This is a genomic window from Streptomyces sp. NPDC102279 (genome assembly GCF_044766365.1).
Classification (GTDB): domain Bacteria; phylum Actinomycetota; class Actinomycetes; order Streptomycetales; family Streptomycetaceae; genus Streptomyces.
Genome location: NZ_JBIWLU010000006.1, coordinates 589,256 through 603,459, shown reverse-complemented (window position 1 = coordinate 603,459; position 14,204 = coordinate 589,256). Strand labels below are relative to the sequence as shown.

General features: G+C 72.2%; 15 protein-coding genes. 8 read left to right on the top strand and 7 right to left on the bottom strand.

Features of this window, described 5'->3' with window-relative positions; translation table 11 throughout:
* Nucleotides 1-69: 69 nt before the first annotated feature.
* Nucleotides 70-1,839 carry a substrate-binding and VWA domain-containing protein gene (locus tag ACIRQH_RS18380; RefSeq protein ID WP_404226575.1) on the bottom strand — a complete coding sequence of 590 codons (1,770 nt, stop codon included), beginning with the start codon at nucleotides 1,837-1,839 and terminating at the stop codon, nucleotides 70-72.
* 186 nt (nucleotides 1,840-2,025) lie between these two features.
* On the opposite strand from ACIRQH_RS18380, the gene ACIRQH_RS18375 reads away from it, so the two are divergent.
* Complete coding sequence (locus ACIRQH_RS18375; protein WP_358819200.1) at nucleotides 2,026-2,826, top strand: type II CAAX endopeptidase family protein; 801 nt, start codon at nucleotides 2,026-2,028, stop codon at nucleotides 2,824-2,826.
* 102 nt (nucleotides 2,827-2,928) lie between these two features.
* On the opposite strand, the gene ACIRQH_RS18370 is transcribed toward ACIRQH_RS18375, so the two are convergent.
* Together ACIRQH_RS18370 and ACIRQH_RS18365 are read right to left on the bottom strand one after the other, a co-directional pair.
* Nucleotides 2,929-3,738: a PhzF family phenazine biosynthesis protein gene (locus tag ACIRQH_RS18370; protein ID WP_404226573.1), complete on the bottom strand. Its 810-nt coding sequence runs from the start codon at nucleotides 3,736-3,738 to the stop codon at nucleotides 2,929-2,931.
* A gap of 244 nt (nucleotides 3,739-3,982) precedes the next feature.
* The gene (locus ACIRQH_RS18365) at nucleotides 3,983-4,402 is read right to left on the bottom strand and encodes a hypothetical protein (protein WP_404226571.1); all 420 of its coding nucleotides are present in this window, start codon (nucleotides 4,400-4,402) and stop codon (nucleotides 3,983-3,985) included.
* Between the two features lie 152 nt (nucleotides 4,403-4,554).
* On the opposite strand from ACIRQH_RS18365, the gene ACIRQH_RS18360 reads away from it, so the two are divergent.
* Entirely contained in the window at nucleotides 4,555-5,208 is a 654-nt protein-coding gene (locus tag ACIRQH_RS18360; protein WP_358819197.1) for a PadR family transcriptional regulator, read from the top strand.
* A 108-nt stretch (nucleotides 5,209-5,316) separates the two neighbouring features.
* On the opposite strand, the gene ACIRQH_RS18355 is transcribed toward ACIRQH_RS18360, so the two are convergent.
* Nucleotides 5,317-5,745: an SRPBCC family protein gene (locus ACIRQH_RS18355; protein ID WP_358819196.1), complete on the bottom strand. Its 429-nt coding sequence runs from the start codon at nucleotides 5,743-5,745 to the stop codon at nucleotides 5,317-5,319.
* Nucleotides 5,746-6,031: 286 nt separating this feature from the next.
* On the opposite strand from ACIRQH_RS18355, the gene ACIRQH_RS18350 reads away from it, so the two are divergent.
* The 3 genes from ACIRQH_RS18350 to ACIRQH_RS18340 all read left to right on the top strand — a co-directional run bounded on the left by ACIRQH_RS18350 (nucleotide 6,032) and on the right by ACIRQH_RS18340 (nucleotide 8,790).
* Nucleotides 6,032-6,553 carry a Clp protease N-terminal domain-containing protein gene (locus ACIRQH_RS18350; RefSeq protein WP_358819195.1) on the top strand — a complete coding sequence of 174 codons (522 nt, stop codon included), beginning with the start codon at nucleotides 6,032-6,034 and terminating at the stop codon, nucleotides 6,551-6,553.
* A 46-nt stretch (nucleotides 6,554-6,599) separates the two neighbouring features.
* A complete protein-coding gene (locus ACIRQH_RS18345; protein ID WP_358819194.1) occupies nucleotides 6,600-7,610 on the top strand; it encodes an EamA family transporter in 1,011 nt (336 codons plus the stop codon).
* 202 nt (nucleotides 7,611-7,812) lie between these two features.
* Complete coding sequence (locus ACIRQH_RS18340; protein ID WP_358819193.1) at nucleotides 7,813-8,790, top strand: EamA family transporter; 978 nt, start codon at nucleotides 7,813-7,815, stop codon at nucleotides 8,788-8,790.
* 87 nt (nucleotides 8,791-8,877) lie between these two features.
* On the opposite strand, the gene ACIRQH_RS18335 is transcribed toward ACIRQH_RS18340, so the two are convergent.
* Nucleotides 8,878-9,564 (bottom strand): pyridoxamine 5'-phosphate oxidase family protein, encoded by a 687-nt coding sequence (locus ACIRQH_RS18335; protein WP_358819192.1) that lies wholly within the window; start codon nucleotides 9,562-9,564, stop codon nucleotides 8,878-8,880.
* Between the two features lie 35 nt (nucleotides 9,565-9,599).
* On the opposite strand from ACIRQH_RS18335, the gene ACIRQH_RS18330 reads away from it, so the two are divergent.
* The gene (locus ACIRQH_RS18330; protein WP_404226569.1) at nucleotides 9,600-10,931 is read left to right on the top strand and encodes an aminotransferase class I/II-fold pyridoxal phosphate-dependent enzyme; all 1,332 of its coding nucleotides are present in this window, start codon (nucleotides 9,600-9,602) and stop codon (nucleotides 10,929-10,931) included.
* 76 nt (nucleotides 10,932-11,007) lie between these two features.
* Here the strand turns inward: ACIRQH_RS18330 and ACIRQH_RS18325 are convergent, their stop codons facing one another.
* Nucleotides 11,008-11,943 (bottom strand): DMT family transporter, encoded by a 936-nt coding sequence (locus ACIRQH_RS18325; protein ID WP_388874172.1) that lies wholly within the window; start codon nucleotides 11,941-11,943, stop codon nucleotides 11,008-11,010.
* 75 nt (nucleotides 11,944-12,018) lie between these two features.
* Between ACIRQH_RS18325 and ACIRQH_RS18320 the strand changes: the two genes are divergently transcribed.
* Nucleotides 12,019-12,921 carry a LysR family transcriptional regulator gene (locus tag ACIRQH_RS18320; RefSeq protein ID WP_358819189.1) on the top strand — a complete coding sequence of 301 codons (903 nt, stop codon included), beginning with the start codon at nucleotides 12,019-12,021 and terminating at the stop codon, nucleotides 12,919-12,921.
* A 22-nt stretch (nucleotides 12,922-12,943) separates the two neighbouring features.
* Here ACIRQH_RS18320 and ACIRQH_RS18315 read toward each other — a convergent pair whose 3' ends face one another.
* Nucleotides 12,944-13,411, bottom strand: coding sequence for a pyridoxamine 5'-phosphate oxidase family protein (locus ACIRQH_RS18315; RefSeq protein ID WP_358819188.1), 468 nt, complete (start codon nucleotides 13,409-13,411; stop codon nucleotides 12,944-12,946).
* 145 nt (nucleotides 13,412-13,556) lie between these two features.
* On the opposite strand from ACIRQH_RS18315, the gene ACIRQH_RS18310 reads away from it, so the two are divergent.
* A complete protein-coding gene (locus tag ACIRQH_RS18310) occupies nucleotides 13,557-14,195 on the top strand; it encodes a cysteine hydrolase (RefSeq protein ID WP_358819187.1) in 639 nt (212 codons plus the stop codon).
* The last annotated feature ends 9 nt before the right edge of the window (nucleotides 14,196-14,204 follow it).

Below are 14,204 nucleotides of genomic sequence, written 5' to 3'. Positions count from 1 at the left end.
GCGCGGCCGGACGGGGGCACCGGCCCTCCGCCCGGACCGCGGGGCCGGGGCAACCGTGATGCCGGAGCGTCAGCCCGTGGTGCCGGAGCCCGCCGCGACGATCGCCTTGAGCATCACCGCGTGGATCTGCGCCGGGTCGTTGACCTGCTGACCGGATCCGCCGGTCGCCTTGGCGATCTGGTCGACCTCCTCCTTGTCGGCGTCCGGGCCCACCGCGATCGCGATCAGCGGCACCGGGTGCTCCGGGTCGGTCAGCTTCTGCAACTGGGCGATGAGACCGGAGCGGGAGATGCTGCCCGGATCCTGGTTGGCGCCGTCGGTCAGCACGACCAGCGCGTTGAACTTGCCCTTCGCGTAGGACGCGACAGCCGCCTTGTACGCGGCGAGCGTCGTGTCGTAGAGACCGGTGGCCCCGCCGGGAACCGGCTCCAGGGAGCTGAAGGCCGCCGACAGCTTCTCCCGCTGGGTTCCGGCGCCCTTCGCGTCGCCGAGCCGGGCGGTCGGCACGAGCACGCGGTAGTCCTTGTCGCCGTCGAGCTTCGTGGAGAACTTCCACAGCCCGATCTCGTCCTCGGGGGTGAAGGTGGCGAGGGCCTGGAGCAGGGACGACTTGCTGACGTCCATGCGGGACTGGCCTGTCCCGGCCACCGGTTCGCTCATGGACGCGGAGGCGTCGACGACCGTGGTGATCCGGGCGCTCTGCACGGTGATCGTCCACATTCCGAGGGCTTCCTTGACCGCGGTGGGCGACTCGGGTTCCGTGGCGGTCCGGGTGTAGGGCTGCGGCGAGCTGCCGCCGGCCGCGGTGACCAGGGACCTGGACGGGTTCTGCGCGTCCGTGCGGAAGCCGTACTTCCGCAGGATCTTCTGCGGGCCGGGTTCTCCCAGCAGGGTCATGAACCGCAGCGCGGCCCGGCTCTCGTCGGTGCTCAGCCCGGCCTCGTCGACCAGGGTGTAGGGGTAGTCGAGCAGGGGCGCTCCGTCCTTCGGGTAGAACAGGTCGAGGTCCTGTCCGGCTTCGTCCGAGGCGTTGTGCGCGAACGCCGCCTGCTCGGAGAGGATCAGCGCCTGGTTGCGCTTCGGGTTGCCCTGTTCGGTGCCGGAGTCGTCGCGGGGCAGGGTGTCGAGGACCTGGGTGTCGCTGTCCGAGGTGCGCTGAGAGAGGGCCTTGGCCATGGCGGCGGCCTGGGTGTCGCCGCCCTTGATCCTTGACGCGGCCGCGCTGATCCGGGTGAGGGCGAGCAGACCCGTCGAGCTGCGCGTCGGGTCGGCCGCGCCCAGCTTGAGCTTGTCGTCCTGCATCGTCGCGCCGACCAGTTCGGTCCACGCGTAGGTCTTCTTGGGCCAGCCGAGGGTCTTCGCGGCCGCCGGGACCATGGCGACGCCGACCGGTGTGGAGGCGATGTTGCCGGCACCGGTGACCTGGGTGGCGGTCGTGGCCCCGGTGACACGCTCCACCCACACCCCGGAGTCGGGCACCCACACCTGCATGTCGGTCGGCTTGCCGGTCCGGAGCGTGTCGGTGACCTTGTAGGACTCGCGAGCGATCACCCGGACGGCGAGGCAGCGGCCGTCCGAGGTGATGTTCTTCTCGCGCGCGTACGCGGCGGTGGCCGTGAGAGCGGGCGTGATGTCCGGCGACGCGGCCACCGTGAAGTGCACGGCGTCGTCCTCGCAGGAACCGCCGAAGGAGAACAGCCCGCCGCGGACCGCGACGGCCGTGCCGCCGGCGACGGTGAGGACGAGCACGGTCGCGACGGCCACCGTGCGGCGCCGCGCGCGGATCCGGGGGTCGGCGACGCCCGCCCGGCGCTCGTCGGGCAAGCTGTGACGTCCCATGACGGTGTTGTCCCTCCGAGGTGAGCCTGAGCCGTGGGACAGCCGTAAACAGGCAAAGGGGGAAGTACACCCCGTACGGCGCCCGTGTCCCCCAACGGCCTGTCGCGCACGATCTTCGCAACTTCTTTCGAGACCCTAGCGGGGCGAAGATGGGGATGAGGCGGGATTACTCAACTGGAGGCGGGAGTGCAGGTGGAGGCGGGGTCGGTGGCCGATTCTTTTCCCGAAGAGCGGCTGACACGACGGATTTTCCGGGATGAGACGCTGCTCGTCCTGGCGCTGTCGCTCGGTGCGAGCGGAGTGTCCGCCCTGATCAGCTTTGTCGGATCGGTCACCAAACCAGGGGGCTTGAAGGATCAGGCGGCCACGCTCAACGCCTCGGCCGCGCCGGGGCGTCCGTGGCTCGATCTGGCCTGGCAGCTCTTCGGTATCGCGTCCGCTCTGGTGCCGGTCGCGCTCGTCGCGCACTTGCTGATGCGCGAGGGCAAGGGCATGCGCGTGATCGGGTTCGACCGCACGCGACCGTGGCCGGACCTCGGGCGGGGTGCCGTGGTCGCGGCGGTGATCGGCAGTACGGGGATCGCCTTCTATCTCGCGGCACGCGCGTTCGGCGCCAACCTCACGGTGGTGCCCGAGGCGCTGCCCGACGTCTGGTGGAAGTACCCGGTACTGATCCTCTCGGCGGTGCAGAACGCCGTACTGGAGGAGGTCATCGTCGTCGGGTACCTGCTGCGCAGGCTCGGGCAGTTGGGCTGGACGCCGGGGACCGCCCTGGTGGCGAGCGCGGTGCTGCGGGGCTCGTACCACCTCTACCAGGGCATCGGCGGGTTCGTCGGCAACATGGCGATGGGCATCGTCTTCGTCTACCTGTACCGGCGTTGGGGCCGGGTCGGACCGCTGGTGGTGGCGCACTCGCTGCTCGACATCGGCGCCTTCGTGGGATACGCGCTGCTCGCGGGCAAGGTGGGGTGGCTCCCGACGGCATGAGCGCCGGGAGCGGACCACGAAGGGGCGTACGACAGGGTCGTACGCCCCTTCCGTGTGCCGGGACGGGTGGCGAGGCCGGCCGGGCGCGCGGCCCTGGCGCGGCTACGCGAGCAGCTCGCCGTCGACGACGGTGACCGCGTGCCCGGTGAGCAGGGTGCGCTCGCCGCGCAGTTCCGTGCGGACCAGACCGGAGCGGGGTGAGGCCTGCAGCCCCGTGAGGGCCGTCCGGCCGAGGCGCTCGGACCAGAACGGGGCGAGGGCGGTGTGCGCGCTGCCGGTCACCGGGTCCTCGTCGATGCCCACGTTGGGGAAGAAGCAGCGCGACACGAAGTCGTAGCCGCGGGCGGGGTCTTCTGCGCGGGCGGTCGCGATGATGCCGCGCTTCGAGTAGCGGGCGAGCGCCCTGTGGTTCGGGGCGAGACCGAGCACCGTCTTCTCGCCGGCCAACTCGATCAGCAGGTCCCCGGTGTTCGGGCCGGTGTCGAGGGTGGCCAGTGGTTCGGCGCCGAGGGCCTCCGCGACACCGGCCGGGGTCGCGACCGGTGTGAGCGGCGCGGTCGGGAAGTCGAGCGCGATCGAACCGTCGTCGCCGGGGGTGGCGACGAGAACGCCGCTGTGCGTGGCGAACCGCACCGGACCCCGATGGGCACCCGACGTGTGCAGGACGTGCGCGGCGGCCAGTGTCGCGTGCCCGCACAGGGCGACCTCGGTGGTGGGGGTGAACCAGCGCAGCGCCCAGTCGGCCTCGCCGCCGGCGGGGAGAGGGTGGGTGAACGCCGTTTCCGCGTGGTTGACCTCCACGGCCACGTTCTGGAGCCAGGCGTCGTCCGGGAAGGCGTCGAGGAGAAGGACCCCGGCCGGGTTGCCGGCGAAGGGGCGGTCGGTGAAGGCGTCGACGATACGAATGCGCATGGTCCGAAGCTAGCGGCCGTACGAAGCGCGGGGCCAAGGCCAATCCGGTGCGTCTGGACTCAGGAGGGCGCCGCCGCGAACGCACCCCGTGAACGCCCGCCCGGCAGGCGGGAGACCGGGAAGCTCGCGGGGGACTGGACGCCGTCTCGTCGGCGCGGACACCGACCGGTCTCACCGGACTCCGGTCGCACGCGGTGCGGCGGGCCGGTCGGAGGAACGACGACGTCAGCCGACGAACGTCCCCTCAGGGCTGTGGGCCTTCGGGGCCGGCTTCCCCGGCCCGCGCCGCGGCCGCCGCGTCCAGCAGGAGCCAGCCGTCGATCTCCACCGTCCGCCGCTCCTCGGGGAGCCATCCGCGGGCCAGTGCCACATCCAGCAGGGCCCGGACCGCGCCCGGCTCGTGCAGGTTCAGGTCGGCTCCCCGGGTGAAGCCCACGTCCCCGGAGCCCAAGGGGGCCCCGCCCGGGACGTACCGGGCGGGCCCGTCGGCGAAGACGACGCGCAGGACTCCGCCTGTTCCGGACGGCTGCAGGGCCAGGGTGAGGATCTGGCGGCAGTCGACCGCGCGTCCGTCGGGATCCCTGCGGTGGCTGTGGCGCATCGTCCACAGATACGCGCGCCCGTCGGCGACGAGGCGACGGGACTGCTTCGAACGGCGAGGCATGCGGGCGAGGCTACGCGGCCTCACCCGCATGCCGGGCGGCAGAGCCGAACGGCAGAACGGAGGACCTGCTCGGAGCGGGGGTTGTCTTCCGAGCGCTTCCGATATATCGTTGACGCATCGCGACCGATCAACGATGGAATGGAGTGATTGCGATGCGTTCCCGTGGAGAAGACTTCGGATACGAGCACGAACACGGACATGGACACCACGGCGGGCCCGGCCATCGAGGTCGGGGCGGCTTCGAGGGGCGGCGGGGGGCTTTCGGGCCCTTCGGGCCGGGTGGACCCGGTGGCCCCGGCTTCGGCGGACCGGGCTTCGGTCCCGGCCCCTGGGGCGGGCGTGGCGGTCGGGGCGGACCCCGGGGGAGGGCGCGGCGCGGCGACGTGCGCGCGTCGATCCTCGCCCTGCTCAAGGACCGGTCCATGCACGGCTACGAGATGATCCAGGAGATCGCCGAGCGCAGTGGCGGGGCGTGGAAGCCCAGCCCGGGTTCGGTGTACCCGACCCTCCAGCTGCTGGAGGACGAGGGTCTGATCACCAGTGAGGCGGAGGGCGGCAAGAAGCTGTTCTCGCTCACCGAGTCCGGCCGCAGCGCGGCCGACGAGGGACCCGACGCGCCCTGGGAAGAGGCCGGGCGCGGGGTCGACTGGGAGACGCTGCACGAGATCCGGCAGGCCGGATTCGGTCTCATGGAGGCCTTCGGCCAGGTCTGGAAGACCGGCAGCAAGGATCAGCGCGACAAGGCGCTGAAGGTCATCAACGAAGCCCGCAAGAAGCTGTACCTGATCCTCGCCGACGAGGACTGACGGCATGCTGTGGTACCTGCCGGCGCCCCGTGGAAGTGTTTCCGCGGGGCGCCTTTCCGCATACGGGGTGCCGGGTGCCGCCGCGCGCGACGCGGAGCCGTGCGGAACTCAGGCCACCAGTCCGGACAGCTTGCGCAGCGACTCGTCGAGCGCGGCCGTCGCCGAGTCCTTGAGCTTGCCGGCCATGAGGGAGACCGCGGCACCCGTGAACTCGCCGTCGATGCGCACCGACGTGGCGTCGCCGTCGGGGGTGAGTGTGTAGCGCGTGGTGACGTTCACCGCCATCGGGCCCTTGCCGCGGATGGCCAGCACGCGGCCGGGCTCCAGTTCCTCGATCGTCCAGGTGACCTCGGCCGGGAAGCCCATGAGCTTCATGTTCTCCGCGAAGGTGCCGCCCACTTCGAACTTCTCGGGCCCGCCGTTCGGGAAGTTCGTGTGCGTCACGTTCCACTCGCCGTACCCCGGCCAGTCCGTGAGCCGGTCCCAGATCTTCCCGGCGGGCGCCTCGATGCGTGCTTCCGCGCTGACTTCGGCCATGCGGCCACCCCTTCGTGTCGGGGGCTGCGCCCGGCGCAGCTCCGGTGTCGCGGAACGTAGCCGCAGGCCCCGCAACATTCAATACTGATGAACCGTCAGAAATTGCGGACGGGTGTCTGAGGGGCCCGCGGAGGTGGGGCAAGGCGGCGCGCGCTCCTCGGGGGAAATCGGCGCGAAGTCATCCGCAGGGAGGAGAATCCGCGCAGGGATGCCCACCCTGTGTCGGACTCCAAGATGCTGCCCGCCGGGGATGCCCCGGCTCCGCGAGGCTGATGAGGTAAGGGATGTGTCGTCCCGTATCCCCCAGCAGTCCGCCGCCGAGAGCGGCCCGAACCATCCTGACAACGATGCCGGTCTCAGCGCGGAGCTGGCCTCGGTGGTCTCCGGTGCGCGAAGACGGGCGCTGCGGGACGGCGACCGGCAGATCGACACGGCCCATCTGCTGCACTCGCTGCTGGAGTCCGACCAGCAGGTGCGCGCCGTCTTCGACGGGGCGGCGCAGCTCGCCCGCCTCCTCGGCTACCTCGTGCAGCGCAGCATCGGCTACGGACTGCGCTGGCAGGGCTCCGTCGAGGATTCCGGCGTCGTCCCGGTCGTGACCGAGGCGGGCTGGTCGCCGGCGGCGGCCGGCGCGATGGAGCGGGCGCACGAGAATGCCGTGCTGCGCGGGGACGAACGCGCCCGCGGCCTCGACCTGCTCGCCGCGCTCGTCGCCGACCCCCGGTCGAGGGCCGTCGAGGTCCTCGCCCATGCCGGGGTCGACGTCCCGGTGCTGCCGGGAGGGGCGGCGACGGAGTCCAGTCGTTGAGACAGGTGTCAACGGGGATGACGGTCATGTCATCGCCTGCCATCATGTGCCCGTGCATACGTCTCAAGGGAGTCAGGGCAGCCGCGGCAGGGGGGTCGGCCTGGGACTCGCGCTCGTGTCGGCGGTCGCCTTCGGCGGATCGGGTGTCGCGGCCAAGCCGCTGATCGAGGCGGGGCTCGACCCGCTCCACGTGGTGTGGCTGAGGGTCGCGGGCGCCGCGCTGGTCATGCTTCCGTGGGCCGTCCGGCACCGGGCGCTGGTGAAGCGGCGCCCCGCGCTGCTCGCCGGGTTCGGACTGCTCGGCGTGGCCGGCGTCCAGGCCTGCTACTTCGCCGCCATCTCCCGCATCCCCGTGGGTGTCGCCCTGCTCGTGGAGTACCTCGCTCCGGCACTCGTCCTCGGCTGGGTGCGGTTCGTGCAGCGCAGGCCCGTCACCCGTGCCGCCGCACTCGGCGTCGTCCTCGCCGCCGGCGGACTCGCCTGCGTGGTCGAGGTGTGGTCGGGGCTGAGCTTCGACCTCCTCGGGCTCCTGCTCGCGCTCGGTGCCGCCTGCTGCCAGGTCGGCTACTTCGTCCTGTCCGACCAGGGCGGCGACGCCGGGGACGAGGCACCCGCCCCGCTGGGTGTCATCGCGTACGGGCTGCTCGTCGGAACGGTCGTGCTGACCGCCGTCGCCCGCCCCTGGCGCATGGACTGGTCCGTCCTCGGCGGCAGCGCGGACATGAACGGCACGTCCGTCCTCGCCTCGCTGCTCCTCGGCTGGATCGTGCTGATCGCCACCGTCGTCGCCTACGTCACCGGGGTGCTCTCGGTGCGCAGGCTCTCCCCGCAGGTCGCGGGGGTGGTCGCCTGCCTCGAAGCGGTGATCGCCACCGTTCTCGCCTGGGTGCTGCTCGGCGAGCATCTCTCGGCTCCGCAGATCATCGGCGGAGCGGTCGTCCTGCTCGGCGCGTTCATCGCGCAGTCGTCGGCGCCCGCGAAGCCCTCCGACGGGCCGGTGGCCGGTGGGCCGGGCGACGCCGAAAGGGAGTTGTCGGCCCACGGAACCGCCGTCTAGGCTGCGGATCATGCCAGTGACGCTCGTTCTTCCGCCTCCGGCCGCCTGAGGCGGGCGTTCCGGAGACCGCCCGGCCCCGTGCCGGGCGGAACGGCGCTGCCCGCAGAAGAAGTCCGAGGACCTTTCCGTACGTCCCCGCCACCACGGCCGGGACGGCGACGTGGTCCTTCCCGAAACTTCTGCGGATCTGCGGAGAGAACACGTGTCGAACTCGAACACTTCTTCCGGCCTGCCCATCGGGCGAGGCCTGCTCTATCTGATCGTCGCCGGTGCCGCCTGGGGCACCGCGGGCGCGGCCGCGTCACTGGTCTACCGGGCCGGCGACATGGGGCCGATCGCGCTCTCCTTCTGGCGCTGCGCGGGCGGACTCGCGCTGCTGCTCGCCGTGCGGGTGCGGCCGGGGCGCCGCCCGGTCCGTCCTGTCGTCCGGGAGCCCCTCGGCGGCAGGGCGCTGCGGATCGGTCTCACGGGGATCGGTCTCGCGGTCTTCCAGACCGCCTACTTCGCCGCCGTCGAGGCGACCGGGCTCGCGGTGGCGACCGTCGTCACGCTGGGCGCTGGGCCGGTGCTCATCGCGCTCGGCGCGCGGCTGGCCATGGGGGAGCGGCTCGGGCGCGGCGGGAGCGCCGCCGTCGTCGGGGCGCTCGCCGGGCTCGGAGTGCTGGTCCTGGGCGGTGAGGGCGCGACCGTGAGGCCCTGGGGTGTCGTGCTCGCCCTGCTCTCCGCGGCCGGATACTCGGCGATGACGCTGCTCACCCGGTGGTGGGGGCGCGACGGCCGGGCCGACGGGTCCGGCACGACGGTGGGGGCGTTCGCCGTCACCACCGCCTGCCTGCTGCCGTTCGCGCTCGCCGAGGGGCTGACGCCGCACACCGCGCACCCGGTCCAGGTGCTGGCCCTGCTCGCGTACATCGCCGCGGTTCCCACCGCGCTCGCGTACGCCCTCTTCTTCGCGGGTGCCGCTGTCGTCCGCTCGGCGACGGTGTCGGTGATCATGCTGCTGGAACCGGTCAGCGCGGCGGTGCTCGCCGTCTGTCTCCTCGGCGAGCGGCTGACCCTGCCGACCGTCGCCGGCACCCTGCTCATGCTCGGGTCGGTCGGAGGACTCGCGGTGGCGGAGGCGCGTGCCGCGGGTGCAGGGCGCCGTTCGGCGGCGGAGCGGGAGGCGGCACTGGTGTGAGGACCGCGCGGGCGCGGGCCGATCGGCCCGCGCCCGGTTCCCCGCACTTGCCGTGCGGAACGCGGGTCTCCCTCGACCGGTGATCCGTCAGGCGGTCAGGTAGTCCGGCAGCTCGATACCCGGAGCCAGGTCGTCCGCCGGGACCGGGGTGCCGTGCCCCTTGGTCAGCGGAACCACGCCGGTCCAGTACGGAAGACCGAGGTCCTCCTCGTCGTCGTTCGGGCCGCCGGTACGCAGCTTCGCGGAGACCTCGTCCAGATCGAGGCTGATCACGGCGGTGGCCGCGAGTTCCTTGGCGTTGGCGGGCCGGGAGTCGGCCGAGCGCCCGGCGACGACGTGGTCGACCAGCGCGTCCAGCGCCAGGCGCTTCTCCTCGGGGTCCGTCACCTGGTGGGCGATGCCGTGCACCACCACGGAGCGGTAGTTCATCGAGTGGTGGAAGGCCGAGCGGGCGAGGACGAGTCCGTCCACGTGCGTCACGGTGAGGCACACGGCGAGGCCGGGATCGGCCTGGCCGGTCATCCGCAGGGGGCGTGACCCGGTGGAGCCGTGGACGTAGAGACGCTCACCGGCCCGTGCGTACAACGTCGGCAGCACGACCGGCGCGCCGTCGCGGACGAAGCCGAGGTGGCAGACGTATCCCTCGTCGAGTATCGCGTGCACCAGCTCGTGGTCGTACGCGGCGCGCTCCTTGGAGCGGGTGGGGACGGTGCGGTCGGTCGGGGTGTAGGCAGCGGACTGCGTCGTCCTCGGCTGGGTGCTCGTCTCCGGCATTGCCTTCTCCATTGCACTAGTGCATAATCTGGTTTGTGCTAGGAGAGTATCGGATCGAGGGGCGTCGCGCAGCCGACATCGCTGCCAGTGTCGAGCGCGCGGTGGGGTCGGGAGAGCTGGAGCCGGGGCAACTGCTCCCGCCCATGAGGGAGTTGGCCGAGCGGCTCGGGGTCAATCCGAATACGGTCGCGGCCGCCTACCGCACGCTCCGGGAACGCGGGGTGATCGAGACCGCGGGCCGGCGGGGCAGCCGGGTGCGGTCGAAGCCGGTCACCACGGGACGGGAGTACCTCCGCGTCGAGGTCCCCGAGGGCGTGCGGGACCTCGCCCACGGCAACCCCGACCGGGCGCTGCTGCCCGGCCTCGCCGAAGCCTTCGCGGCAGCGGGGCGGGCGACCGACCGTCACCCCGTGCAGTACGGGGAGGACGCCGTGGAGCCGGAGTTGGGGCGGATCGCCCGCGCCGACCTCGACGCGGACGGAGTGCCAGAGGGGCCCCTGGTCGTCACCTCGGGATCGCTCGACGCCATCGAGCGGGTCCTGGCGGCGCACCTCAAGCCCGGCGACGCGGTGGCCGTCGAGGACCCCGGCTGGGGCAGTGTGCTCGACCTCGCTCCGGTGCTGGGGCTGCGTACGGTCGGGGTCGGTGTCGACGACGAGGGCCCGCTGCCCGACGACGTACGGAGTGCGCTGGCCGGCGGGGCGCGGGCGCTGATCGTCACCGACCGGGCGCAGAACCCCACCGGCGCCGCGGTGACCGCCGCACGCGCGCGTGCCCTGCGCTCCGTGCTCGCCGAGTACCCCGAGACCCTGCTCGTCGAGGACGACCACGGTCACCGGATCGTCGACGTGCCCCTGCATCCGCTCGCCGGGGTCACGCGCCACTGGGCGTTCGTGCGTTCCGCCGCGAAGGCCTACGGCCCCGACCTGCGGCTCGCCGTGCTCACCGGGGACGCGGTCACCGTCGACCGCGTGCACGGACGGCAGCGGCTCGGACCCGGCTGGGTGAGCCGTCTGCTGCAGAAGGCCGTGGTCCATCTGTGGACCTCCGGCGCGGTCGACGTGGCGGCCGTGCCGGCCGCCTACGGACGGCGCCGCGACGCGCTGATCTCCGCCCTGAAGGCACGCGGCGTCACGGCGTACGGGCGCAGCGGCATGAACGTCTGGATCCCGGTCCCGGACGAGACCGGAGCCGTCGCCCGGCTGCTGCACGCCGGATGGGCGGTCGCCCCCGGCGCCCGGTTCCGGATGAGCGCGCCGCCGGGCATCCGGATCACCGTCTCGACGCTCGGGCCAGACGACATGGAGCCGCTCGCGGACGCCGTCGCCTCCGCCGTGCACCCCGGTCCGGCACGCCGATACGTCTGAGGCGTGCGGGGCGTGCGCCGGCCGTCGTGTACGCGGACGGCGCCGGGCGCGCACCGGACGGTGGCTGCCCCGCGTTTCAGCGGCGCGCCTTCGCCTGGGTGAGGGCCGCGCCCGCCAGGACGATCACCGCGCCGACCGGGGTCGACCAGGTCAGCGACTCGCCGAGGATGGCGACGCCGGCGGCGGTGGCGATGACCGGGATGAAATACGTGACCATCTGGGCCGTCGTCGGACCGACCTCGGCGACGATGCCGTACTGGAGGAAGATCGCGAGGCCGGTGCCGAGCGTGCCCAGAGCGACGATCGCGAGCAGCGGAACCACCGGGAACCGGCTCGGCAGCGTGGTGAACAGCGGCGTGACAAAAGCGAGTTGCACGGTCGCCAGCAGCAACTGGGCGCCGGTCATCGACAGGTGCGAGGAGCCGGTGCCGGCCAGCGTGCGGCGGACGTAGATCCAGCCGACCGGATAGCTGAGCGAGGCGAGCAGGGCCATCGCGGTGCCTGTGGCGTCCAGGCCGTGGAAGCCCTGCCAGACGCCGAGGACCGTCAGGACGCCGAGGAATCCGATACCGAGTCCGGCGACCCTGCGGCGGGTGGGCCGGTCCTCGGAGAGGGCGACCAGGGAGAGGGCCATGCCCCACAGTGGCGAGGTCGCGTTGCAGATGCCCGCGAGCGTGGACGGGATGGTCAGCTCGGAGTAGGCGAACAGGGAGAACGGCAGCGCGTTCAGCAGCAGGGCCGCGACCGCGAGGTGACCCCACGTGCGCGCCCCGCGCGGCAGCCGCTCCCGCTTCACCGCCATCGCGGCCACGAGCACCGCCGTCCCGAACAGCAGCCGGCCGAAGGTGACCTGGAAGGGCGCGTAGCCCTCCGTGCCGACCTTGATCAGCAGAAAGCTGAAGCCCCAGATCAGGGACAGGATCCCGAACCGGATCCGCCAGTCCAGGGCGGTACGGGATCGGGCCGGGACGCCGGCCGGTGAGGTGGTGCGGGGCGTGGTGACGGTGGTCATGGGGCCAACGATGAGGCACCACGAGCTCGTAGCACAAGCGAGAAGTTCGGAGCGGTATCTCGTAGCATCACTTACATGTTGAATCTGGAACGCCTGCGCACCCTGGACGCCCTCGCGCGGCACGGTTCGGTGAGTGCGGCGGCCGAGGGCCTGCATGTGACGACATCGGCCGTCTCGCAGCAGATGTCCAAGCTGGAGCGCGAGGTGGGCCAGCAACTCCTGGCCAAGAACGGCCGGGGGGTGCGCCTCACCGACGCGGGACGGCTGCTCGCCGAGCACGCAGCGCGCATCCTGTCCCAGGTCGAGCTGGCGCAGTCGGACCTGGAGGCGCACCGCGGGCAGGTGGTGGGCGAGCTGAGACTGTCGGCGTTCCCGACCGCGGCGCGCGGGCTGTTCCCGGCCGCGCTCTCCGCGCTGCGGGCCGACCACCCGGGACTGCGGGTGCGCTCCAGCGAGCTGGAGCCGGAGGCCGGGGTCGCGGGCGTGGTCCGCGGCGACCTCGACCTGGCGGTCGTGCTCGACTGGTACAACAAGCCGATGCCGCTCCCGGACGGCCTGGTGAAGGCGTCGATCCTCGACGACCCCGCCGATGTGGCGATGCCGGCCGGACACCGGCTCGCGGGCCGGGACGAGGTGGACCTCGGGGAGTTCGCGGACGACGAGTGGATCACCTGGAACGAGGGCGAGTTCTGCCACGAGTGGCTGATGTTCACCCTGCGCTCCAAGGGCGTCGAACCGCACGTCGGGCACCGTGCCGCGGAGACGCACACCCAGCTCGGGCTGGTCGCCGCCGGACTCGGCGTGTGCGTGGCCCCGCTCCTCGGGCGCCATCCGATGCCCGAGGGGGTCGTGACGGTCCCGGTGCGCCAGCGGGTGCGCAGGCACGTCTACGTGGTCTGGCGGGCCGACGCCGACCGCAGGCCTTCGATCAGGGCGGCGGTGGACGCCCTGCGCAGGGCGGGAGAGGCGGTCGAGTGAGCCGCCCGGAGGGGCGGTTCGGCTACATCGGGGGCAGCTTGCGGAAGTCCCAGGAGGCGATGGCGTCCGGCGTCAGCCGCATCCACGCGTGCCGGCCGTCGTGCGGCATCTCCTCCAGACCGAAGTTCTTCCGGGCGAACAGGGTCTCCGGGACGTCGAGTTCGGCGCACAGCTCCCCGGTCCGCGGGAACTCGCCCACGAACTCGACGGTGCCGGACAGCTCGACGCCGCGCAACTCCCCGTACTCCTCACCGGAGTCGATCACCACGGCGACGCGCGGGTCGTTGCGCAGCTGCACCCAGCGCTTGCTGCGCACCACGGAGTAGAGCCACAGGGAGGTGCCGTCCCAGGTGAACCAGAGCGCGCTGACGTGCGGGACGCCGTCCTTGGACACGGACGCGACGCGACAGGTGCGCTCGGTGGTGAGGAACTCGTCCAGTTCGCCGGGAGTCATCATGATCTTCCGGCCTCGGCGCTGAGTGACGGCCATGCGGTCCCCTCGTCCTGTGTCTGTCGGCCCCGTTCCCTGCGGATCGGGTCTTCTGACGTTCCGTCAGAAAAGCATGAGGTGTCTTCCGTCCTCACGCAATGGTCGTTACGCTCGCCCGCCCCGACCCACGACGACAAGGAGAGCCATGCCGTCGTCCGAGCACCTCAGTGAACTCCTCGACCCGGCCGGCACGGTACTGCTCACCATCGAGTGCCAACAGGGTGTCGTGGGGCAGGACAGCGCGCTGCCCGAACTAGCCAAGGAGGCACGGTCCTCCGGAGTGCTGGCCCGGGTCGCCCGCCTGGTCGACGCGGCCCACGAGTGCGGCGTGCAGGTCGTGCACGCGGTCGCCGAGCGGCGCCCGGACGGTCGCGGCGCGAACCGCAACGCCCGGCTCTTCCGTGCCGCCGAACGCCTGCCCGTGCAGCAGCTCACCGGCACCACGGCGGTGCGGGTCGCGCCGCCCATCGAGGTCGCCGAGGAGGACTTCGTCGTTCGCCGGCTGCACGGGCTGTCGCCCATCGCGGGCACCGACGTCGATCCGCTGCTGCGCAATCTGGGCTGCCGCACGCTCGTCGTGACCGGCGTCTCGGCCAACATCGCCGTCCCCAACGCCGTGTTCGACGCCGTGAACCGCGGCTACACCGTCGTCGTGCCGGCGGACGCCATCGCGGGGGTGCCGGCCGAGTACACCCCCGCGATGATCCGGAACACCCTCGCGCTGGTCGCCACCATCACGACGACCGACGACGTGCTCGCCTGCCTCAAGGGGCCCCGGCGGTGACGCCCGGCA